This window comes from Microbacterium sp. CCNWLW41 (assembly GCF_037083505.1).
Genome location: NZ_JBAOJP010000012.1, coordinates 134,384 through 156,448, shown reverse-complemented (window position 1 = coordinate 156,448; position 22,065 = coordinate 134,384). Strand labels below are relative to the sequence as shown.

Here is a 22,065-nt window from a genome sequence, read left to right as displayed (position 1 = left end):
GTGCGCTGCGGCCCGGCGGGATGATCCCCGCCAATGGGTATGATGTTATACCTCTCGGGTACAACATCTGCAATCGGGTAGGACTGTGGTTGGATGAACCGCGAGACCACCCCGGCCCGGGAGCCATGCCGGACGCCGGGAGGACGCTCGGGAGGAGGACCGATGACGGACGTCGCACCGTTCCTAGACCGTCCGCTGACCGCACCGGTCGGCCAGCCGCTCCGGGTCGCGGTCTACTCCCGGCTGGCGGAGGGCATCCGCAGCGGGGTCTTCCCGCTCGCCTCCATGCTGCCGAGGGAGACCGAGCTCGGCATCGCCCTCGGGGTGTCGCGCACCGTCGTCCGCGAGGCCCTGATGCTCCTGGAGGAGGACGGCCTGATCGTCACCCGGCGCGGTGTGGGCCGGTTCGTGGCCGACGACCTGCCGACCGTCGGCCTGGAGGAGCTGCGCCCGCTGGAGGCCGCGCTCGCCGAGGGCGGCGAGGACGTCACGGTGCGCCCGCTCGAGTTCGTGGTCCAGCCGACGACCGACTACGTCTCCGGTCACCTCGGGCTCGACGCCGAGGCCAACACGTGGTTCCGCGAGAGCGTGGTCGAACGCGCCGGCGAGCCCATCGCCATCCTCCAGGAGCACCTGCCCGCCGGACGCTATCTGAGCGATGCGAGCCCGCAGGTGGCCGCAGCGCTGCCGGAGGCGGCGGACGATCCGTCCAGCCTGATGGCCGCGCTCCTGACGCGCGGCGTGGTCTTCGGATCGGGCCGGTGCGAGATCACCGTGAACGTCGTCGGCCGCTCGCGCGGCGAGCTGCTCGGCCTGAAGGCCGGCGATCCCGTCCTCATCCTCACGCAGACGGCCACCGTGGCGGGGGCGCCCCTCTACCTGGCCAAGTGCATCGTCTCCGGGCGGGCCGGGGTGCTGTCGGTCGTGCAGACGACCCAGTGATCCGCGATCGCCGGCGCCCGCCGGCGGTGTCGGCGCCGGCCCCTACGCTGGAACGGTGATCGCACCGACCGACGACCGCCCGCGCTGTGCCTGGGCCGGGGACGACCCCGAGTACCGCCGCTACCACGACGAGGAGTGGGGGCGGCCGCTGCGCGGCGACCGCGCGCTGTTCGAGAAGATGGCGCTGGAGGGCTTCCAGGCGGGACTCTCCTGGATCACGATCCTGCGCAAGCGTCCTCGCTTCCGCGAGGTGTTCGCGGGGTTCGAGCCGGAGGCGGTGGCGTCCTTCGGCGCCGACGACGTGGAGCGGCTGATGACCGATCCCGGGATCATCCGCAACCGCGCGAAGATCGAGGCGACGATCGCGAACGCCGCACTCGTCCGGGACATGGCCGACGGCGAGCTCGACGCGCTCATGTGGTCCTTCGCCCCCGGGCCCCGTGCGCGCCCGAGGACGATGGCGGACGTGCCCGCGGTGACGCCCGAGTCCGAGGCCATGAGCAAGGCCCTGCGCGCGCGGGGGTTCCGCTTCGTGGGGCCCACGACGATGTATGCCCTGATGCAGTCCGCCGGGATGGTGGACGACCACCTGGAGGGCTGCTGGCGCGCCGCGGACTGAATCGAAGCCGCGCCGGGTCCCGAGCGCGCCGTGCCCGCTAACGTGGAGCCATGCCCCAGGTCACCGCATTCGCCGCGCCCCGTGAGGGCGCTCCGCTGGAACGCACGACGATCGAACGCCGCGAACCGGGTCCGCTCGATGTCGTCATCGAGATCGCCTTCGCCGGCATCTGCCACTCCGACATCCACACCGTCCGCGGCGACTGGGGCGACCAGCAGTACCCCCTCGCCCCCGGCCACGAGATCGCGGGCGTCGTGTCGGCCGTGGGATCGGACGTGACGCGCTTCGCCGTGGGCGACCGCGTCGGCGTGGGCTGCCTGGTGAACTCGTGCGGCGAGTGCGACGGGTGCCTGCGCGGCGAGGAGCAGAACTGCCGCCGCGGCGCGGTCGGCACATACGGCGCGATCGACCGCGACGGGACCGTCACGCAGGGCGGATACTCCACGTCGGTCGTGGTGACCGAGGCGTTCGTCCTCCGGATCCCGGACGCGATCCCGCTCGACCGGGCCGCGCCGCTGCTGTGCGCCGGCATCACCACCTACTCGCCGCTGCGGCACTGGCGCGTCGGGCCCGGCAGCCGCGTCGCCGTGATCGGACTGGGCGGACTGGGCCACATGGGCGTGCAGATCGCGCACGCGCTGGGCGCCGAGGTCACGGTGCTGTCCCAGTCGCTCGGCAAGAAGGACGACGGGCTGCGCCTGGGCGCGGACCGCTACCTCGCCACGAGCGATCCCGAGACCTTCCGCAGCCTGCGCCGCTCGTTCGACCTCATCCTCAACACGGTCAGCGCGCCGCTCGACATCGACGCGTACCTGCGGCTGCTCGACACGAGCGGCACGCTCGTGTGCGTCGGCGCCCCGCCGGAGCCGATGAGCTTCGACGTGTCCCACCTCATCTCCGGGCGTCGTTCGCTCGCCGGGTCGAACATCGGCGGGATCGCCGAGACCCAGGAGATGCTGGACTTCTGTGCCGAGCACGGCATCGCCGCCGAGATCGAGCTCATCGCCGCGGACGACGTCAACGACGCCTATGAGCGCGTCCTCGCCTCGGACGTGCGCTTCCGGTTCGTGATCGACGCCGCCACCCTCGGCTGAGCGCCGCGACGCCTCGCCGTCGTGACACGGCGGGGCATCGGCGCGAGCGGCGCGGGCCTCGCTAGGGTCGAGGCGACGCGGAGGACGACGGAGGGGATCGGATGTCGCAGGAGAGCGAGACGGCGTCGTCGTCCCCGGCGGCGCGGGCACGGACGACGGGGGCGACCTGCTTCGTGTGCACCGTCACGCTGGCGATCGTCGCCGCGCTGTTCCTCTGGGGTGTGACGGTGGACCTGGCGTTCCTGGGCGCTGCCATCGTGTCCGCCGTGCTGGCCGTGCTGATGTTCCTGCTCGGCGCGATCGCCGTGCCGCTGCCGCGTCTGCGCCCGCCGGCCCTGGCCACGCGTCGCGCCGTGCGGATCCTCACCGTGGTCGTGCTCGGCGTCGGGATCGGCGGCGGCGGCGTCGCGCTGCTGCTGGCGGGGCTGCGCGGCAGCGTCATCGGCATGCTCTCCGCCGGCGCCCTGATGCTGATGTCCCTCCTCCTGGCGAACGTCGCCGGCTCGGTCGGCGGCGTCCTCGTGCGCCGGGGACCGGATGCCTGACCTCGGCCTCCCACCGGTCGCCCTCGTCGCCGTTGCGGCCGTCGGCGTCCTCGTCGCCGCCGCGCTGTTCGTCTGGTACGCGGTCGCGCTCTCCCGGCTCTTCCCGCGCCTGGGCGGCGAGGGATGGAAGGGATGGGTCCCCGTCCTCAACGAGGCGGAGATCCTCGCCCGCGGCGGCGTGCCGGCCTGGTCGGTGGTGTTCTTCTTCATCCCGCTGGTGCAGTTCTACGGGCTGTACCTGCGGATCGTCGCGGTCCACCGGATCACAGTGCGCTTCCGCCGGGGCGCGGGGTTCACGGTCCTGGGCGTGCTCCTCCCGCCGCTGTGGGCGACGCTGCTGGCCCGGGCCGAGGCTCCCGCGGCCGAGACCGCGCCGCCTCACGACCCGGCGACGCCGCGGACGGGCGGGATCCGCACGCTCCCGGACCCGCGACGGACCACGCTCGCCCGCGACGCCTCCGGGTACGCGATCCCGATCCCCGCCCCGCTCGAGCCGACGCTGATCGACGACGTGCCGATCGAGCGCCCCGGAGCGTCCGCCTCCGTGCCCGCCGCGCCGGAGCAGGCCTCGGACCCGAGCCCCGCGCCCGCTCCTGTCGTCCCGGACCCCGCGTCCGCGCCGGTGTCGTGGCATCTCGTCCTCGACGACGGCACTCGGCTGCCCCTCCCCGGGCCCCGGATCGTGCTCGGTCGCGCGCCGGCGGGCGCGGCGGGCGACCAGCCGCTGGCGGTCCCCGACGCCACGCGCACGGTGTCGAAGACGCACGCCCGCCTGGAGCACGACGGCACGCGCTGGCACCTCACCGACCTGAGCTCGACGAACGGCTCGGGCGTCCAGAGTGCCTCCGGCGGTTGGCAGGCGCTGAGCGCGGGCGAACGCGTCGTCGTGGAGGGTGCGTTCCGGCTCGGCGATCTGACCCTGCGACTCATCCGGAGCGCGTGACCGCCCCTCCCCTCGGCTGCGCACGGCGACGACGCCGCGGATGGGGAATTCGCCCCATCGACGCGGCGTCGGTCCTCGGGAGAGGATCGGCCAGAGGCAGCGAGAAGGGGAGCGGCGCACGTGACCGACGACATCGACAGGCTGTATGACCTCCGGGACGAGATCGATCTCGGCAGGCAGCGGTTCGCGCAGGGGACGCCTCCGGAGGACGAGGGCGAGGCCAGCGATCCGTCCGGGGCGATCCGTGTCGTCGCCCGGCGCTCGGAGAACCACATCCGCGTCCACCTCGGCGACCACTGGGAGGACGCGCACGAGCCGGAGGCCCTCGGCGCCGCCATCGTGGCGACCTATGCGCAGATCGCGTACGCGGCGCTCGGCGCCTGGGGCGAGAGCGTGGCCGAGGCGCCGGAGCCCACGCGCGCGACCCCGCTCCCGCCGCTCGGATCCTCGGTCGCCTCCCGGGTGGAGGACGCGTTCGCCGCCGGGGCGGAGCGTCCCGACATCCACGCCGTCATGCACAACGTCACCGAGATCCTGCAGCAGCTCAGTGCGGGCTTCGCCGAGGCCGCCGAGGCCGTCGGGCACCGGGCGACGGCCGAGTACGACGGGTCCACCTACGGGGGGCACGTGACCGCCACCGTCAATGGAGCCGGACATCTCGTCCGGCTCGTCCTGAGCCCGCAGTGGCTCGGGCGGACGAGGGCGAGCGGCATCGCGACGGAGATCAACGCCGCGATCGACGCGGCGGTCGAGCAGATCCCGCCGGCCACGGCGGCGGGCGCGCTCGAGGGCACGCCGCTGGCGGAGTTCGCCGCGCTCGCGGAGGACCCGGACGCACTGGTGAAGAGGCTGCTCGGACGGTAGCAGGACCGCGGCGGCATCCGCAGCACGAAGCACGAAGCACGAGATCGAGGAGCAGGAGGACGGGACATGGGACTGGTCGAGTTCAACGCCTTGACGGAGGACGCGTCGAAATGGGACGGGGCAGCGCAACAGCTCGGCGCGATCGAGACGGCGCTCAACGGCATCGACGTGTATCGCGGGGCGTTCTCGTTCGCCGCGATGGACGTCTTCGACGAGTACGTGCAGGTCCGTGATCACGTGCTGCGCCTCCTTCGAGAGGGCGCCGGCGAGACGGCGGGCGCCGCCACCGCGCTGCGCCGGATCCGCACGGACCTGGAGGCCAACGAGAACGCCGCGATCAACGAGTTCGGCGGCATGTGGGCGCCGGTGCAGTAGCGCCCGACCGTCATCAGGAGAGAGGAACAAGGACATGGATCCCGCAGCCGAGGCGAGAAGACTGCTCGAACAGCTCCAGCGACAGTTCGAGGAGCTGCGCCGCGTCATCAACGACACCCTGTCGCACGTGCCCGGCGTCTTCCAGTGGGTCGTGGACCGCGTGATCGAGGGCTGGAACTGGCTCGTCGAGCGCGTCCAGGAGTTCTGGGACTGGTTCGTCGACAAGCTCTCCTACGTCGGCAACCCCTTCATGCTGAGCGGGGCGGCCAACGGCTGGAAGGAGAGCGTCGGGGGCCCGGCGACCGAGGCCAGCCGCAACGTCGACCGCGGCATGCTCGCCGCCGACGACCGCTGGCAGGAGTTCGGGGCCGAGCAGTACCGCCAGCGCGTCCCGCTCCAGCAGGCCGCGATGAAATCCCTGGACACCGATTACGCGCAGAAGATCGCGTCGATGATGGACGACCTGCAGATCGCGATCGTCGCGTTCTGGGCGGGCGTCGTGGCGGCGATCATCTCCGTCATCGTCGGCTTCACCACCGCGACCGGGGAGGCCGTCACGGTCGTCGGGATCCCGCTGGCTCCGCCGACGGCGCTCGGTGCGATCGCCATCGCCCTGGGGGCGCTCGGCGCTGCGCTGGCGGTCATGTACAGCAAGGCCGCCTCGGCGCGAAGCACGCTGAAGGGGACCTCGTCCGGGATCCAGACCTGGCCGAAGTTCGCGTCGGCATGACCGCTGCCGGAGGCACTCGCGACCCCGCCGACGATCCGGCCGGGGTCGCGAGCGGCGCGCGGCGGCGCGCGGCGGGCGGGTTCGTCGTCGGCGTGCTCATCCTGGGCGTCGCCGTCGTCGCGTTCGCGGGGTGGTCCGGAGGCATCGCCATCCGAGCGACCGCGCTTGTGAGCGCGGTCATCGGCGTCCTCACGCTGATCGTGGCGGGGCTCGCGCGGACCATCGCCCGCCGGTATCCGGACGTCGCGGCGATCAGCGGCCCCAACCTCCTCGCCGGCCTCCTGGGGGGAGCGGTCGCCGGGGTAGGTGCGGTGCTCTGCCTCCTCGACGCCACCCGGCTGACGCTCGGGCTCGTGCTCGCCGCCCTGATGCTCGTCCTGGGGATCCAACTGGCGGTGTACGTCCGCGCCAACCACCGCGACGTCCGTCGTTCCCGCGACGCGGATCCTCGCGCCTGAGCCCACCGGCCCACGGAGTGCGGGGCCGGGACGCCGTTGCGGCGGAGCACACGTCTTCGGGCGGATGCCTGAGGATCCATCGTCCGCAGGAGCGCGCGTTGTCCGTGCGGGGCACGGTTCTCCGCGGGAGGGTGCGTTGTCCCCGGGAGGGCGTGGTCTCCGCCGGAATGCGCGATGTCCGTGTCGGTGGGAGTTGCCCTAGCGGAGACCTGCTGTTGGCGCGGAAGCCTCGGCGTCAATCCTCTGCTTGAGTGCGCGTCATCCGTGTGGACGTGTGGTCTCCGCCGGCGTGCGCGGAGTTTCGAGGGGGTGGATGCCGGTGCGGCGGAGATCACCTGTTGGTGCGGACAGTTGGGTCTCAATCCACCGTCGGAGCGTGCGGAGTCCGCGGGAGGGGGTCTCTCCGCCGGAGGGTGCGTTGTCCCCGGGAGGGTGCGTTGTCCCCATGAGGAGGTGATTTCCGCGGGAACGCGCGACGTCCGCGTCGGTGGAGGCTGTGGGGCGGAGAACACGTGCTCGTGCGGACGATCGATTGCTCATCCTCCGCGGGAGGGTGCGTCCTCCGTCGCGTCAGAACGGGGACACGGGAGGGCGCTCGAGCAGGCCGCCCGCAGATCCGGCGCGTTCCGGCCCGGCGGCCGGCCCTGCGCGCTCCGGACCGGCGTCCGAGGCGGCGTCCGGCCCGGTGGGACGCCCGGCGGCGGGACGCCCGGCGGCGGGGCGGGCGGTGTCCGGGCGACGGCGGAGCAGCAGGAGCGCGGCCAGGACGGCGAGCAGCGCCGCCGTGACGACGCCGACGAGGAGCGCGACCTCCCGGGTGAGGGCGAAGGGCGTCGCCGTGGGCGCGGAGCCGATCTCCGCCGGCTCCGGGCGCACCGCGCTGCCGCCGGTGTCGAAGAACGGGCTCGCCGGCCCCCGCGTGCTGGCGTCGGGAAGGAGGTCGATCGCGGCGAGCGGACGGATGAATCCCCACCCGTCGCGATCGTCGCGCCGGTCGGGGTCCGTGCGCACCGCGGTGGCGGCCAGGCGGTACGCCCACGCCGAGGGCGGCTCGGACGGATGCGCCTGCGCCACCAGGGCCGCCGCGGCGCTCGCGTAGCCGGTCGCGAAGCTGGCGGAGGGGGCGTCATCGCTGAACTGGCAGTCCCCGGCCCCGGTCGCGGTGCTCAGCACGTGGGACCCGGGAGCCGAGACGTCCACTTGCGGGCCGTGCACCGAGTCGTCGGTGGCGCGGCCGTTCGCGGCGGCGGCGGTGACCCCGAGCGCCTGCGGGTAGCCCGCGGGGTAACGCACATCGTCGGGGGCGTCCGGCGTCGCAGCGCGGTTCCCGGCGCTGGCGACGACCAGCGCGCCGACGGCGTCCGCGTACTCCACGGCGGCGCGGAGCTCCGGGGCGTCCTGCTGCATGCTCATGGACACGTTGATCACCCGTGCACCGTTGTCCGCGGCCCAGCGGATGCCGGCCGCGATCCGCTCGGGCGTGGGGCCGAACCCCTTGTCCCGGTCCTCCTCGCTGTCGCTGCGGAACACCCGCACCGACAGCAGCACGGCGTCGGGGGCCAGACCCACCACGCCGGAACCGGCGATCCGCCGCGCGGCGATCTCGCCCGCGATCGCGGTGCCGTGCCCGTGCGGGTCGCTCAGACCGTCGGGGCGCTCGCCGTCGCCGACGAGGTTCACCCCGCCGGCGACCGCATCCGCGAGATGCGGATTGGCCACGTCGATCCCGGAGTCCACGACGGCGACGGTCACGCCGCGGCCGGTCGCCCGCTCCGCCACCTGCTCGGCCCCCAGCGCGAGGAGTGCGGGCGGCGTCTGCGGCGTGAGCACGACCTCGCCGGGCCGGCAGGCGTCGCCCGCGGCCATCACGGGGGCCGCGGCCCGCACCGGAGCCGCGGCCGACGCCGAGGCGGGAACGGATCCGACGACGATCGCTCCGGCGACGAGGAGCGCGGCGACGAACGTGCCGGGCGAGCGTCTCATCCGTCGCTCGCGGGCGTGCGTCCTGCGGCGTCGATGGCGAGGGCCGGGCCGCCCGCGAAGTACGCCAGCCACGACTCCGGGACCGGCCCGGCCTGGTCCGTCGTGTACCCGAGACGGTCGACGGCCTCCGCGCCGTCGGGGATCGCGTAGGCGGTCCCCGACTCGTCGACCAGCACGTGCGCCGCCGCCTCGCCGTCGCCCACCCGGACGAGGGCGCCCGATCCGACCGCCACTGCCGGCCGGGCCCGATCCGCCGGCAGTTCGACGTCGGTCGCGGCGAGCACCGTGCGGCCCTCGTCGTCCAGGAGGGCGCAGGCGGCCAGCGGCTCCGCGAGCGCGGTCAGCGGCTCGGCGGGCCAGTCGTCTCCGCCGGCGGGCGAGCCCGTGGGCAGCGCCGCCAGCTCCGCCGGGGTCACCTCGCGCTCGGGACCCGCCGTCGCCCCGCTCCCGAGCAGGTACAGCTGGAACGCGAGCGGCGTGAGGGGTGCGGCCTCGCCCCGGCTGGTGATGACGTAGCGCTCGTCCGCCGGTCGTCCCTGCACGTGCACGATCTCGCCCGCGACGAGGTCGCTGTCCGGGATGCGCGTCCCCACGTCCCGCAGCACGATGGGGGAGAGGTTCCTGCCGGGAGGGAAGAGGTTCAGCCAGCGGCCGTCCACGCGCGTGATCCCCGCGGTGCCGAGCCCTGCGCCGCGCAGGACGGCGTCCGCCTCGTCGGCGGGAACGGCGTAGCGCAGTCCCCCGGCGATGACGAACAGGTCGCCGTCGCGGCGGACGACGACGCCGGCGCCCGGCTGCGCGGTGGCGATGGAGGTGGCGGCGACGGACACCGCGGCGCCGGCGTCCTGATCCACGCACGCGGTCCACCCGGTGTTGTGCAGCGAGCCGGGCGCGGGAAGGTCGTCCGGGGCGCCGAGGATGCCGATCGGGGCCCCGACCTCGATGCCCTCCAACGTGCCCTTGTCCGTGCTGACCACCGAGAACTCTTTCGCCGGGATGAGCAGGCGCGCGCTGGCGGTGTTGATCACCGGATGCAGCACGCCCTCGACGGAGACGTAGCGCGCGCCGGTGTCGGTGGCGATGATCAGGCGGTTGTTCTCCCATCCCTGCGGGAGCCCCGGGCGGAGCATCCCGAAGAACAGGCCGCCCAGCAGGAGCATCGCGGTCAGGGCGATGCCGGCGGCGACGGCCCGCAGAGGCTTGGCCGGCTCGAGCTCCTTGCCTCCGGGCGCCCCTCCGGTGAACGCCGACAGCAGGCGGCGGCGGCTGAAGCCCTGCGCCTCGATGAGCTCCTTCTTCGTCGCCATCGGCTACAGCAGTCCCGCCGTCACGACGCCGAGCGGCAGCACGAGCGCCATCGCGAGGATCTCGACCGTGTCGGCGAGGCGGGCCAGCCGCAGCCGCGCGCGCGGACTCAGCAGGGTGAGGCCGACGAGCACGACGGTGGCGACGATGAGCACGACCAGCAGGCCCAGTCGGAGCCCGGGCTGCGTGAGCGCGACGGTGAGCCCGGCGGCGGCGAGCCCCAGCGCGCCGAGGATCATCAGCGCGAGAACCCCGAGCCGCGCGTGCATCTGACGAGACTGGAACATCATCCCGACGAACGCGAGCAGGCACAGCAGCGCACCCGCCAGTCCCTGGGCGGCCACCAGCGGCGTGGCCGCGAGCGCGGCGAGTCCGAGCGCGGCGCGCAGGGAGACGAGGGTGCGCGTCCCCGCCGCGGCGCGGCGTTTGACGTCCTCGCCGTCGATCGGCTCGGGGACGCTGAAGACGTCCGCGTCGCTCTGCGGCGAGATGACCCGGATGCGGGTCGAGCCGAGGGCGAGCCACGGGATCCCGTTGGCGAGCGTGGCGCTCACGGCGAGCATCAGCGCATAGGGGGCGATGACGCTGCCGAACAGCGCGGCGGACGCCGCCGTGATCCCGATCACGGTGCCCAGCACGATCGGGATGAGATGGATCTCGGGTTTGTCCTTCGTGAGAGCGAGGCTCACCCCGCCCACCACGAGCAGCCCCAGCCCGGCGGTCGCGAGCGGCCAGCCCCAGAGGATCGTCGCGGGGGCGGCGAGATAGCCGGCCAGCCCGCCGTACGCGGCGGCGGCGAGCCCGAGGGCGTGGCCTGCCTCCGGCTGGTCGAGGCGCAGGAGCACCGTGGCGACGACGAGGAGCACGACCGCCCCGGCGCCGGCGACGATCGCCGGCACGAGTCCGGCGCCGCTCGCCACCAGCAGCAGGCCGCACAGCGCCAGGAACGTGAGGCTGATCGCCAGCGCGGTGCGGGCGCTGTCCTTGGGCGTCCAGCTCCCGTGCTGCGCGGCGGTCGCGTCGATCACGGCCTCGACGACGTCGTCGTACACCCGCGGCTCGGAGACGAGGCCGCCGCGCACGAGGGTGAGCAGCTCGCCGTCGTGCACGCCCTGCGCGGAGGCGCCGAGCGCGGGGTTCAGCGGCGTCCCGTCCGCGCGGTGCAGGGCGTAGCCGCCGTGGGCGAGGGAGGGGTCGAGGACGCCGAGGCTCCGCGCGAAGCCCGGGATGATCTCGACGAGCGGCACCTGCGCGGGCACGCCCGCGTCGAGGCGCCGGTCGTCGCTGACGATCGACAGCCTCAGCACGGCACCCGCAGCGCTGCTGCCCTGGTCCATTGGATCCGGTTCCCCCACGCGGTCGTTGATCCCCGGCGGAAACCGCGCCGGGGACAGCGACAACTCTATAAGGAGCACGCCCAGGGGCCCGAGGGGATCCATGGGGAGTTCTCCCCATGGATTCCGTCCGTGGCAGCGCCTACTGTCTTCCGTGGGGACATCACCGGGCGCTTCGGACACCTGGCCTCGAGTCCTCTTTCCGCACCCAACCGGAGGAGAGTGAGTAATGGCTGAGGTCATCTCTGCAGAGGAAGGCGCGCTCAGGAAGGGCGCACAGGCCGTCAACACCGCCAAGGCGGGCATCGACCAGCAGGTCAAGAAGGTCCGGGGCGAGATCGAGCAGGTCCGCGGCTACTGGACCGGCGGCGCCTCGGACTCGTTCCAGGGCCTGATGAACCAGTGGGACCAGAAGACCCGCCAGCTCAACGAGGTGCTGGTGACGCTCGAGGAGGCCCTGGCGGGCACCGAGCGCGACCAGGCCGCGACCGAAGAGCAGCACCGTTCCACCATCTCGGGCCTCGGCTCGATGATGTCGGGCGCCTGAGCGAGAGACAACGAGGGAGATCACGATGCAGTCGATGTCGGTGCGTCCGGAGCAGGTCACTGCTCTGGCGAATCAGATCCGCGGCGGTGCGAACGGCATCCGCTCGCAGTTGGACACCCTGGAGAGCGAGGTCGGCAAGCTCCGGGCCGCCTGGAACGGTGAGGCGCAGACCGCCTACGACCGGGCGCAGCGGGAGTGGAGCGCCAAGCTCACCGAGCTGCAGCAGCTGCTGGAGCAGATCGCGACGAAGACCCAGGGCATGAGCGAGGAGTACGTCTCCCGCGACCGCTCGTCGGCGGGTCGCTTCGCGTAAGGTGACGACGTCCACGGGTGCGGCTCTTCGGGATCCGCACCCGTGGCGTGTCCGGTGCACGCCCCGGCCAGAGCGAGGCCTCGGGGCGTGCAGCGGACACGAGTCGACGGACATGAGTGAGAGGCGGACACGGACATGACGATCAGCATCCTCGTCGAGGGCGTCACCGGCGCCCTGACCAAGATCCTCCAGGCGATGGAGGAGTTCCCCGCCGCGGTCGAGGTGGCGATCTCCGAGGGCGGGACGAGCGCGGTCACCAAGCCGTTCCGCGACGAGGTCCGGTACGCCGCCCAGGAGATGAGCGACGTCACCGCGAAGATCATCACGGTCGTGAACGAGACCCAGGACGAGATCCGTGCCGCCGTGAAGAGGCTCATGGAGACCGATGCCGAGTTCGCCGACGAGGGGCGCCGCCTGCTGGCGCTGCTGGAGTCCGCCGAACAGGGCGGGGGGAGCCGTCCGTGAGCTCCGCGCGTGCGCGTCGCACGGCCGCGGGTCTGGCGGCGGTGGCCGCCGTGCTCGCGGTCGGGGTCGTCGCGCCCGCGCACGCCGCTGACCAGCCGGTCCCCGGCGGGTGGTACATCGATCAGGGGGGCGTGCCCGAGGCCCACGCCGCGGGCTTTCGCGGTCAGGGCGTGACCATCGCGGTCATCGACTCGCAGATCAACCCCGACGTGCCCGCCCTGCGCGGCGCGGACCTGCAGGTGGCCGAGCCGGCGTTCTGCCGCGGCGCCGACGGCGCTGAGATCCCGGCGGCGTCCACCGACGGCCAGGTCGCCGACCACGGCACGCAGGTCGTGTCGACCATCCTCGGCACCGGCGCCGCGGCGGAGGGGCAGTGGCCGGTGCGGGGGGTCGCACCGGAGGCGACAGTCCTGTACTACGCCGGGATGACCGGGAGGACCGCGGACGCGGACGCCGAGAGCCTGGAGTGCCTCGACGGCCAGGGGACGAACATCCGTCTGGACGGGGCCGGGCATGCGTTCGAGGCGGCGCTGGACGCCGGAGCCGACATCGTCTCGATCTCGCTCAGCGGCCCGATCTCCGGTGTCCTCCAGGACGCGATCGCGCGCGCACACGCCGAGGGGGTCGTCGTGCTGGCGGCGATGCCGAACGACACGGGCGCGGTGACCTTCCCCGCGGGCCGCAACGGCGTCGTCACGGTCCAGGCGCTCGACGAGGCCGGGCAGATCATGGCCGGGGACAAGGGCATCGAGGGTGCGCCGCTCACCCCGAACACGAGCGAGTCGGTCGTCGTCGCCGCGCCGGGCATCGGGATCCTGGTGCCGGACGCCGGCGAGGGCTGGACGGCACAGGCGCTGGTGGACGGCACGTCCCTGGCGACGCCGATCGTCGCCGGCTCCCTGGCGGTGCTCAAGAGCAGGTTCCCCGAGGCGAGCGGCAACCAGCTGATCCAGACGATGCTGGGCACCACCGGCGGATCCCGGCACGAGCCGGCATGGCGGGACGACGTCGGCTACGGGCCGATCTCGCTCACGGGCATGCTGGCGGACGACCCGCTGTCCTATCCGGACGTCAACCCGCTCTTCGACAATCCGCAGTTCGAGCTCGCCATGGCGTACGGGCCGACGGCGGACGAGGTCGCGGCGGCGGGCGGAGAGGCACCCGCCACGGCACCGGAGACGGCCTCGACGACCGCGCCGGCCGAGACGCCGGCGCCGTGGGGGATGTGGGCGGTCGCGGGCGGCGCGCTCGTGGTCGTGGGCGGCGCGTTCGCGCTGGTCCTGGGGCTCGGCGCGTCGCGGCGCCGCCGGGCCGCGGCCGCCACGACGCCGCCGACGCCGACGGCCGCGACGGTGACGGACGAGAACAGCCACGGTGTGCCGGGGGGTTACGCCGGAGCAGGACACGACGGAGGGAAGCGATGAGCGAGGCAGAGGACGAACTGAACCGGATCCGCGCGATCGAGGACTGGCGCATCCCCAAGGCGGGCGCGTTGCGGCTGTCGTTGCAGTCGCTGGACGCCGTGCTCAAGACGCTCACCGAGGCGGAGGGCGCCTGGGAGGGCGAGTCGGGGGCAGCGGTACGGGCACGGGTGACCCAGCTGCGGGCGAAGTTCACCGAGGTCGACGGACTCGTGTCGACCATCGCCTCGTCCATCGAGGCGGCGAACACCGCGCGCCGGACGGCGGTGTCGGCGGAGCTCCCGAGCGCGGAGGTCGACCCGTTCTGGGCGAACGCGGTGAAGGGGGCGTCGGTCGTGGTGCACCCCATCCTCGGCCCGCTGGCCGCGGACAAGGCGCTCGACCTCATCGGGGACTTCCTCGGCGGTCAGCGTGAGGAGCAGGCACGTGCGGCGGTGAAGAGCGTCGAGACCGCGATCGAGGAGCCGCGGCGCAAGGTCGTCGAGGCCCGGGCCCGGCTCGCGCAGATCGACTTCAGCTCGAGCGGGGGGAAGACCCCGCCCCCGCCGCCCCCTGGCGGCACCACCGAGAACGAGGGCGGCACCGGCGGCGTCCCCGTCGGACCGACCGGCGGCCCCGGCGGGACCGGCGGCCCCGGGGGGACCGGCGGTCCCGGGGTCCCGCCGCCCTCGGTCCCGGACTACCCGGACGGCCCCCGGGATCCGGATGTCCCCGACTTCCCGGACGAGCCGGACGGCCCGAGCGACCCGGATCACCCGGACGACCCGGACGGGCCGCAGGATCCTGACTACCCGGATTACCCGGACGAGCCGGACGGCCCCCGGGATCCGGACTACCCGGACTATCCGGACGGTCCCGACGTCCCCGACGATCCTTCGGTCGACGACCCGAACCCGACGGGACGCGTCCCCGGCGGTCCCGAGGGGCCGGGCGGTCTGCGACCCGGAGGCACGGGACCCGGAGGATCCGTGCCGGGCGGTCACGCCCCCGGCGGGGGCGGCGGCATCGGCGGCGGAGCGCTGCCCGGGGCGATCGGCGGTGGCGGTGCGGGAGCGCTCGCGCTCGGCGCCGGCGCGAAGCTCGGTGGCGTGGGCGGTGTCGGCGGCCTGGCCGGTGCGAAGACCGGCGGGCTGCTCGGCCTCGGCGGAACCGGATCGAACGGCGCTGCCGGTACGGGATCCGGAGCCGGAGCGGGCGCCCGCGGCGGGATGATCATGGGAGCCGGCGGCACGGGTTCGGACGAGAAGAAGCGTCCGCGCGCCGGGCTCGGGGGCCCGATCGCGCCGCGCATCGAGGACGACGAGGAGCCGCTGCCGCGGTCGAAGGGCTCCCGTGCGGGCTCACGCGACGACCGGGAGTGAGCCGTGCCCGCCGGTCGGCGCGCACCGGACGAGTAGGGTACTGCTGTGTCCGGGGGAGTGATCGAGCGGCGGCGCATCGCGCTGGCGGGCGGGCGGGGACGCGCCGACCTCGCGCTGCCCGTCGACGAGAGCCTGGCGCAGGCCCTGCGGGTCAGCGGTCTCGCCGGATCGGCCCGTCCCACGGTGCTCGGTCCGGACGGGTACGAGATCGATGCGGACACCCTCGGCGAGGACCTCGTCGAGGGTGGGCTGTACACCCTGGTCGACCCCGACGCGGTCGCGGGCGATGCGGACGTCGCACGGGGACGGGCCGACGAAGGGCGCGCGGACCACGGCGCCCGCTGGGTGCTGCTGGCGGTCGCGGCGGTGCTGCTCGTGGCCGCCGGCGCAGCGAGCGCGATCGACCCCCTGCTGCGCCTGATCGCCGGTCTGGTGGCCGCGGCGGGCGCCTTCGTGTCCGCGGTGGCCTGGACCGGCCGCACTGCGGACACGGACACCGACGCTCTGGCGCTGCGGGGCGTGGTCGCCCCGGCGGCGTTGTCCTTCGCCGCGGGAGCACTGCTGATCCCGGCGTCGCTCGAGGGGGCGGCGCACCTGTCGGTCGCCTCCGGCTTCCTCGCCGCCGCCGTCGGGACGGCGCTCGTCGCCCTGCTCACCGGGACGCGCGCGATCCGCGCGGCCGCGGGGACCGTGGCGATCCTGCTGGTCGTGTTCGGCGCGGTGTGGGGGATCGCGCTGCTGCTGCGCTGGGCCCCGCCCGACGCGGCCGCGATCTGCCTGGGCCTCGTGCCCCTGCTGCTGCGCGCGCTCCCCAGCGCCCTGGTGAACCTCCCCGACGGGGCGTTCATCGATTACCGGCACTTCATGAGCAATCGCTGGACCGTGCGCGGCGCGATCCCCGAGTCGCCGACGACGGTGGATGCCCTGGGCGTACGCGAGGTGGTGGCCGACTCCTGGGCGCGGCTGGGGTCGGGCACGGTCGTGCTCAGCCTCGTCGCCCTGGCGCTGGCTCCCGTCGTCCTGCTGCGGCCCTGGGGTTCGGACCCGTTCGTCGTCGTCGGCGGCATCGCGCTGCTGGTCTGCCTGGTGCTGTCCCTCCTGCTCGTGCCGCGACACACCGGCTCGCGCCTGCTGCGCTGGGCGCCGCGGGCGTCGGCGGTCGGCGTGCTCGTCCTCGCGGCGGCGGCCGTCGCCGCCGGGACAGGACCCTGGTCGGGGGCCGCCGTCCCCCCGCCGACGCTGCTGCTGATCGTCGCGAGCGGCCTGTTCCTCCTCGCCGTCCTCGCCGTCCTCGTGATCCGGCCGGTGTCCCGCGGCGCTCGCTCGCTCGCCTGGTCCCGGGTGGGCGATGCGTTCGAGGCGATCGCCGTCGCGCTGGCCCTGCCCGCCGCCCTGCTGCACGCGGATGTGCTCACCCTCCTGCGTGGAATGATGGCAGCGTGAGCGGAATCGGAACGCCCCCGGGGGGCCGCGCCCGGGGAGCCGGGATCCCCGAACCCGTCTCCGTGATCATCCCCGACGCTCCGCCTGCCTCGTCGCCCGGTGCTGCGCGGTCCCGCCGGCGCCGCGGAACGGCGCCTGTGCCCCGCCCCCGCCCCACCGCGAGCGAGAGCGCCCTCGGACCGGCGTTCGCCGGCGTCCCCGCGGCGACGGGCGCCCGACTGGCGGCCTTCACGATCGACGTCGTGCTCGTCGCCCTGCTCGCCGGCGGCGTGCTCTGGGCGACGCGCAGCCCGACCCTCGCCGTCGTGGTCGCCCTGCAGGTCGCTGTCGGGTTCGCGGTCGCCCTCGCCCGCACCGGCGCCACCCCGGGCAACCTGCTGCTGCGCCTGCGTGCCGCACGCAGCGACGGGCCCTTCTCCCCAGGGGCAGGACGCGCGTTCGTCCGCGCGCTCATCACCGGGGCGGGCTTCGTCGTCGGCATCGGGTCCTGGATCGTCGTCGCCTCCAGCGCCTGGGATCCGCTCGGGCGTCGCCGCTCCTGGGCGGACCGCGCCGCAGACACCGTGGTCGTCGCGGCGCCCCGTCGCGGCGCCGCATCCGCCCCGGCCGCCGTGGGCGGCGGGGCGACGCTGGCCCCGCCGCAGCTCATCAGCATGTCGGCTCGCCCGGCGGTCGACGAGGAGGAGGACGACGAGCCCGCGCCGCTGCGCGCCACGCCGTCCGGCGTCCCGGCCGCTCCGGCTCCCGTCGGGTCCGCGCCCGCCGTGTCCGCGCCCGTCGCGGCGACGCCCGCCGCATCCCCGGATCCGGCGCGGGGCGCCCTGCTCCTCGTGTTCGACACGGGGCAGCGGGTGCGCATCGACCTCCCCGCCGCCGTCACGCTCGGACGACGACCGGCGCCGACGGAGCCCGGCGATCTGCTCGTCGTGATCGACGACCCGGACAGCACGGTCTCCAAGAGCCACCTCCGCCTGGAGCACTCGCGCGGCCGCACCTGGGTGACCGACCTCGGCTCGACCAACGGATCCGACATCCTCGCCGATCAGGGCGGCCGCACCGAGCTCCCCGCGGGCACGCGCCTCGTGCTCGACGACGGCGACCGGGTGCGCGTGGGCGACCGGGTCTTCACGATCAACCTGCTGATGCCCGAGGCGGAGGGCGCGGCGGACCAGCCGCTGCGCGGCGCACGACGCGGTCGCGCCGCCGACCGGGAGAGGGGCGCACAGCCATGACCGGACCACGGCTCGCGCCGCCGCGCGTCCCCTCGGGGCGGCTCACCGTCCAGGCGCCGCCTGAGCTGCAGCCCAGCGAGGGCGGCTCGAACATGCTCGCCTCGATGCTGCCGATGCTCGGCAGCGTCGGCGCCGTCGTGATGGTCAGCATGTCCAACGCCGGGCCCACCGGGTTCCTCATCGGCGGCATGGTGCTCGTCTCGTCCCTGGGCTTCGTCGTGGTCAACGGCTGGCGGCAGCGGGCGCAGCGACAGGCGGCGACGCTCGCCGCGCGGCGGGAGTACCTGGCCTATCTCACCGAGCTCCGCACCTCGATCCGGGTGGCGGCCCACCAGCAGCGCCGGGGCGCGAACTGGCAGCTTCCCGCCCCCTCGGCCCTGCCGTACATCGCCGAGGAGCGCACCCGCGTGGGCGAGCGTGCCCCGACCGATCCCGACTTCCTCTCGGTGCGCGTGGGGATCAGCGATCAGCCGCTGTGCATCACGCTGGAGGCGCCGGAGCTGCCCCCGCTCGCGCAGCTCGATCCGGTCGCCGCCTCCGCCGCGCACCGGTTCATGCTGACGCACGAGACGCAGAAGCAGCTGCCGCTCGGTGTCACGCTCGGCGACTACGCGCGCGTCGAGATCACCGGCGACGAGGAGGAGGCGCGGGGCCTCGCGCGGGCGATGCTCCTGCACGCCGCCACCCTCCACGACCCCGAGAACCTGCAGATCGTCATCGCCGCCGAGCCGGGGGTCCTGCCGCAGTGGGAGTGGGCGAAGTGGCTGCCGCAGACGCACTCGCGCACGGTCCGCGACGCCCTGGGCGCGGCGCGGATGATCGGGTCGGACCTGGCGGAGCTGGAGGCGATGCTCTCCCCGGAGGTGCGTGAGCGCTCCCGCTTCACGCGCAGCGCCGGCGCCCCGGCCCTGCCGCACGTCATCGTCCTCACGGACGGCGTGCCGGCGACCGGCGCGCTGCTGAGCCCGGACGGCGTCACCGGGGTGACCGTCATCGATCTGCCCCACAGCTGGGACGAGCTGGACGACGACAACACGCTGCGCGTCGCGCTCGCCGCCGGCGCCGGCGGCGCCGGCGAGCTCGTCAGCAGGCAGGTGCCCGCGCGGGAGTTCGTGCCGGATGCGATCAGCATCGTGGAGGCCGAGGCGACAGCGCGCCGGCTCATCTCCGTGCAGCAGGCCGCCTCGGACTCCCCGGCGGAGGCGTCGGCGACCCCGCGGGGACAGGCGGAGCTGGTCGACCTGCTCGGCCTCCCCGACGTCCGGGACATCGACTTCGACGCCGCGTGGGCGGGCCGCCTGGAGCGCGACCGCCTGCGCGTGCCGATCGGCCAGGCCGACGACGGCACACCGCTGATCCTCGACATCAAGGAGTCCGCCCAGCAGGGCATGGGGCCGCACGGCCTCATCATCGGTGCCACGGGATCCGGCAAGTCCGAGGTCCTGCGGACTCTCGTGCTGGCACTGGCGCTGACCCACTCGCCGGAGCAGCTGAACTTCGTGCTCGTCGACTTCAAGGGCGGTGCGACCTTCGCGGGCATGGCGGGCATGCCGCACGTGTCGGCGATCATCACCAACCTCGGCGAGGAGATCTCGCTGGTCGATCGCATGCAGGACGCCCTGCAGGGCGAGATGGTCCGGCGCCAGGAGCTGCTGCGCGCCACCGGTCCCTTCGCGAACGTGGCCGACTACGAGAAGGCGCGCCGTGCGGGGCGCACGGATCTCGCGCCGCTGCCGGCGCTGCTCATCGTCGCGGACGAGTTCTCGGAGCTCCTGGCCGCGAAGCCGGAGTTCGTGGAGACGTTCGTGAACATCGGACGCCTGGGCCGGTCGTTGCAGGTGCACCTGCTCCTGAGCTCGCAGCGTCTGGAGGAGGGCAAGCTCCGCGGTCTCGACTCGCACCTGTCGTACCGGATCGGCCTGCGCACGTTCTCCGCATCCGAGTCCCGTGCCGTCCTCGGCGTCCCCGACGCCTATCACCTGCCGCCCCAGCCCGGCGTGGGATTCCTCAAGTCCGACACCGAGTCGATGACCCGGTTCCGCGCGGCCTACGTCTCCGGCCCGCCGCCACGTCGCCGCCGCGCGACGCCGGGAAGCCGCCGCGGGGCGCAGGCCGCAGCCGTCGAGCTGTTCACCGCCGCGCCCGTGCGCGTCCCGGAGACCCCCGCCCCGCAGCCGGAGGAGCCGGCACCCGCCGCCGAGCCCGAGACCCAGCGCAGCACGTTCGAGCTCGCCGTGGAGCGGATGAGCGGCCGCGGCCCGGCCGCGCACCAGGTGTGGCTCCCGCCGCTGGAGACGCCCACCACCCTGGACGCGCTGTTCGGCGACCTCGTCGAGGACCCGCAGCTCGGCCTCGTCTCGCCGCGCTGGCGCGCCGTCGGCGGGCTCACCGTGCCGCTCGGCATCGTCGACGTGCCGCTCGAGCAGCGCCGTGAGAACCTCGTCGTCTCCCTGGGCGGCGCGGCCGGGCACATGGCGATCGTCGGGGCGCCGTTGAGCGGCAAGAGCACCCTGGCGCGCACCACCGTCGCCGCCCTCGCGCTGACCCACACGCCGCGGGAGGTGCAGTTCTTCGTCATCGACTTCGGCGGCGGCAGCTTCGCCGGCATGCAGCGCTTCGCGCACCTGAGCGGGCTGGCGACGCGGTCCGAGCCCGACGTGGTGCGCCGGACGGTGTCGGAGATCACCGGCCTGCTCAACCGGCGCGAGGTGTACTTCCGGCAGAACGGCATCGACTCGATCGACACCTACCGCCAGCGGCGGGCGCAGGGCCTCGTCGACGACGGCTACGGCGACATCTTCCTCGTCGTGGACGGATGGGGGACCCTGCGCTCCGAGTTCGAGCTGCTGGAGCCGCAGATCCAGGCCATCGCCGCCCGCGGCCTCACCTACGGTGTGCACGTGATCCTCACCGCCGCCCGGTGGATGGAGGTGCGCGCCAACATCAAGGACCTGATCGGCACCCGCATCGAGCTCCGGCTGGGGGACCCGAGCGACTCCGAGGTCGACCGCAAGGCGGCGGCGAACGTCACCAGCCTCCCCGGACGGGGACTCGACGCCCGCGGGCTCCAGATGCTCACCGCGATCCCCCGCGTCGACGGGGTCGAGGACGCCTCGACCCTGGCCGACGGCATCGCGCGGCTCGTCGAGCGGGTCGGCGCGGCGTGGCCGGGCCCGGCAGGACCCAAGCTGCGACTGCTCCCGGAGCGCATCACCCATGCCGAGCTGCGGGCTCTCGCCGCGGAGCGCGGCGGAGGCGTGGAGCCGCGGGAGATGCTCCTGGGCATCGACGAAGCCGATCTCGCCCCGGTGTCGATCGACCCGATCGCCGAGCCCCTGTTGTACCTGTACGGCGACGCGGACTCCGGGAAGTCGTCCATGCTGCGCGGCGTCGTCCACGAGATCATGCGGCTGTACGGGCCGAAGGAAGCGAAGATCTTCGTCGTCGACTACCGGCGCGCGCTGCTCGGCGAGATCCCCGAGGACTACCTGGGGGCCTATCTGACCTCGCACGAGCTCGCCGACGGCGGCATGGGCGAGCTGGCGGCGTTCTTCCGCAGCCGCATGCCCGGACCGGACGTCACGCCCGAGCAGCTGCGCAGCCGGTCCTGGTGGACGGGGGCGGAGGGGTTCGTCCTCGTGGACGACTACGACCTCGTCGCCACGTCGCAGGGCAACCCGATCGCGGTGCTGGCGCCGCTGCTGGCGCAGGCGGGGGACCTCGGCCTGCACGTGATCCTCACCCGGCGAACGGGCGGGGCGAGCCGCGCCGCGTACGATCCGATCATCCAGCGGATGACCGATCTCGGCGCCACCGGCATCCTCCTCAGCGGGAATCCCGAGGAGGGCCAGCTCATCGGCAAGGTGAAGCCGGTGCCGGCGATCCCGGGCCGCGCGCAGATCGTCAGCCGGGACCGCGGCGTGGTCGCCGCGCAGATGCTCTGGGTGCCTCCGCAGTACGGCTGAGCAGGCTCCGGCGTGGGCGCCGTCGCCCGATGAGGGATGCCGATGGGGAGAGCTCCCCATCGGCATCCCTTAAGGCGGCGGTTAGGATGTCCTCCGGGTCCTCGCGTCCTCCGCCATCCTCGGCGG

General features: G+C 74.0%; 20 protein-coding genes. 17 read left to right on the top strand and 3 right to left on the bottom strand.

Features of this window, described 5'->3' with window-relative positions:
- Positions 1–162 precede the first annotated feature (162 nt).
- The 9 genes from V6R91_RS32110 to V6R91_RS32070 all read left to right on the top strand — a co-directional run bounded on the left by V6R91_RS32110 (position 163) and on the right by V6R91_RS32070 (position 6,570).
- Positions 163–942, top strand: a complete 780-nt coding sequence (locus V6R91_RS32110) for a GntR family transcriptional regulator (RefSeq protein WP_271062334.1) — start codon at positions 163–165, stop codon at positions 940–942.
- 55 nt (positions 943–997) lie between these two features.
- Complete coding sequence (locus tag V6R91_RS32105; protein WP_336398726.1) at positions 998–1,561, top strand: DNA-3-methyladenine glycosylase I; 564 nt, start codon at positions 998–1,000, stop codon at positions 1,559–1,561.
- 50 nt (positions 1,562–1,611) lie between these two features.
- Positions 1,612–2,655: an NAD(P)-dependent alcohol dehydrogenase gene (locus tag V6R91_RS32100; protein WP_336398725.1), complete on the top strand. Its 1,044-nt coding sequence runs from the start codon at positions 1,612–1,614 to the stop codon at positions 2,653–2,655.
- Positions 2,656–2,756: 101 nt separating this feature from the next.
- Positions 2,757–3,200: a hypothetical protein gene (locus V6R91_RS32095; protein WP_271062337.1), complete on the top strand. Its 444-nt coding sequence runs from the start codon at positions 2,757–2,759 to the stop codon at positions 3,198–3,200.
- On the top strand, positions 3,193–4,143 hold the full coding sequence (locus V6R91_RS32090; protein WP_336398724.1) for a DUF5684 domain-containing protein: 951 nt from the start codon (positions 3,193–3,195) through the stop codon (positions 4,141–4,143). The genes V6R91_RS32095 and V6R91_RS32090 overlap by 8 nt, the downstream gene beginning before the upstream one ends.
- A gap of 120 nt (positions 4,144–4,263) precedes the next feature.
- Complete coding sequence (locus tag V6R91_RS32085) at positions 4,264–5,007, top strand: YbaB/EbfC family nucleoid-associated protein (protein WP_271062339.1); 744 nt, start codon at positions 4,264–4,266, stop codon at positions 5,005–5,007.
- Positions 5,008–5,073: 66 nt separating this feature from the next.
- The gene (locus V6R91_RS32080) at positions 5,074–5,382 is read left to right on the top strand and encodes a hypothetical protein (RefSeq protein ID WP_271062340.1); all 309 of its coding nucleotides are present in this window, start codon (positions 5,074–5,076) and stop codon (positions 5,380–5,382) included.
- A 34-nt stretch (positions 5,383–5,416) separates the two neighbouring features.
- Positions 5,417–6,112, top strand: coding sequence for a hypothetical protein (locus tag V6R91_RS32075; RefSeq protein ID WP_271062341.1), 696 nt, complete (start codon positions 5,417–5,419; stop codon positions 6,110–6,112).
- Positions 6,109–6,570, top strand: coding sequence for a hypothetical protein (locus V6R91_RS32070; protein ID WP_271062342.1), 462 nt, complete (start codon positions 6,109–6,111; stop codon positions 6,568–6,570). The genes V6R91_RS32075 and V6R91_RS32070 overlap by 4 nt, the downstream gene beginning before the upstream one ends.
- 570 nt (positions 6,571–7,140) lie before the next feature.
- Here the strand turns inward: V6R91_RS32070 and V6R91_RS32065 are convergent.
- From V6R91_RS32065 to eccD, 3 genes are read right to left on the bottom strand one after another with little or no spacing between them, the layout of a single operon-like run.
- Complete coding sequence (locus tag V6R91_RS32065; RefSeq protein ID WP_336398723.1) at positions 7,141–8,553, bottom strand: S8 family serine peptidase; 1,413 nt, start codon at positions 8,551–8,553, stop codon at positions 7,141–7,143.
- Positions 8,550–9,860 carry a type VII secretion protein EccB gene (gene eccB, locus V6R91_RS32060; RefSeq protein ID WP_336398722.1) on the bottom strand — a complete coding sequence of 437 codons (1,311 nt, stop codon included), beginning with the start codon at positions 9,858–9,860 and terminating at the stop codon, positions 8,550–8,552. Before eccB ends, V6R91_RS32065 begins: the two co-directional genes overlap by 4 nt.
- A gap of 3 nt (positions 9,861–9,863) precedes the next feature.
- Positions 9,864–11,195 (bottom strand): type VII secretion integral membrane protein EccD, encoded by a 1,332-nt coding sequence (gene eccD, locus V6R91_RS32055; RefSeq protein WP_336398721.1) that lies wholly within the window; start codon positions 11,193–11,195, stop codon positions 9,864–9,866.
- A 226-nt stretch (positions 11,196–11,421) separates the two neighbouring features.
- On the opposite strand from eccD, the gene V6R91_RS32050 reads away from it, so the two are divergent.
- From V6R91_RS32050 to eccCa, 8 genes are all read left to right on the top strand, one after another.
- Positions 11,422–11,739, top strand: coding sequence for a WXG100 family type VII secretion target (locus V6R91_RS32050; RefSeq protein ID WP_271063070.1), 318 nt, complete (start codon positions 11,422–11,424; stop codon positions 11,737–11,739).
- Positions 11,740–11,764: 25 nt separating this feature from the next.
- Positions 11,765–12,052: a WXG100 family type VII secretion target gene (locus V6R91_RS32045; RefSeq protein ID WP_336398720.1), complete on the top strand. Its 288-nt coding sequence runs from the start codon at positions 11,765–11,767 to the stop codon at positions 12,050–12,052.
- 135 nt (positions 12,053–12,187) lie between these two features.
- The gene (locus tag V6R91_RS32040; RefSeq protein ID WP_336398719.1) at positions 12,188–12,517 is read left to right on the top strand and encodes a hypothetical protein; all 330 of its coding nucleotides are present in this window, start codon (positions 12,188–12,190) and stop codon (positions 12,515–12,517) included.
- Positions 12,514–13,941, top strand: a complete 1,428-nt coding sequence (locus V6R91_RS32035; protein ID WP_336398718.1) for a S8 family peptidase — start codon at positions 12,514–12,516, stop codon at positions 13,939–13,941. Before V6R91_RS32040 ends, V6R91_RS32035 begins: the two co-directional genes overlap by 4 nt.
- Positions 13,938–15,299 carry a WXG100 family type VII secretion target gene (locus tag V6R91_RS32030; RefSeq protein ID WP_269456622.1) on the top strand — a complete coding sequence of 454 codons (1,362 nt, stop codon included), beginning with the start codon at positions 13,938–13,940 and terminating at the stop codon, positions 15,297–15,299. Before V6R91_RS32035 ends, V6R91_RS32030 begins: the two co-directional genes overlap by 4 nt.
- Positions 15,300–15,344: 45 nt before the next feature.
- Complete coding sequence (locus tag V6R91_RS32025) at positions 15,345–16,742, top strand: hypothetical protein (protein ID WP_336398717.1); 1,398 nt, start codon at positions 15,345–15,347, stop codon at positions 16,740–16,742.
- 137 nt (positions 16,743–16,879) lie between these two features.
- Positions 16,880–17,974, top strand: coding sequence for an RDD family protein (locus tag V6R91_RS32020; protein ID WP_336398716.1), 1,095 nt, complete (start codon positions 16,880–16,882; stop codon positions 17,972–17,974).
- On the top strand, positions 17,971–21,939 hold the full coding sequence (gene eccCa, locus V6R91_RS32015) for a type VII secretion protein EccCa (protein WP_336398715.1): 3,969 nt from the start codon (positions 17,971–17,973) through the stop codon (positions 21,937–21,939). Before V6R91_RS32020 ends, eccCa begins: the two co-directional genes overlap by 4 nt.
- Positions 21,940–22,065: the final 126 nt, after the last annotated feature.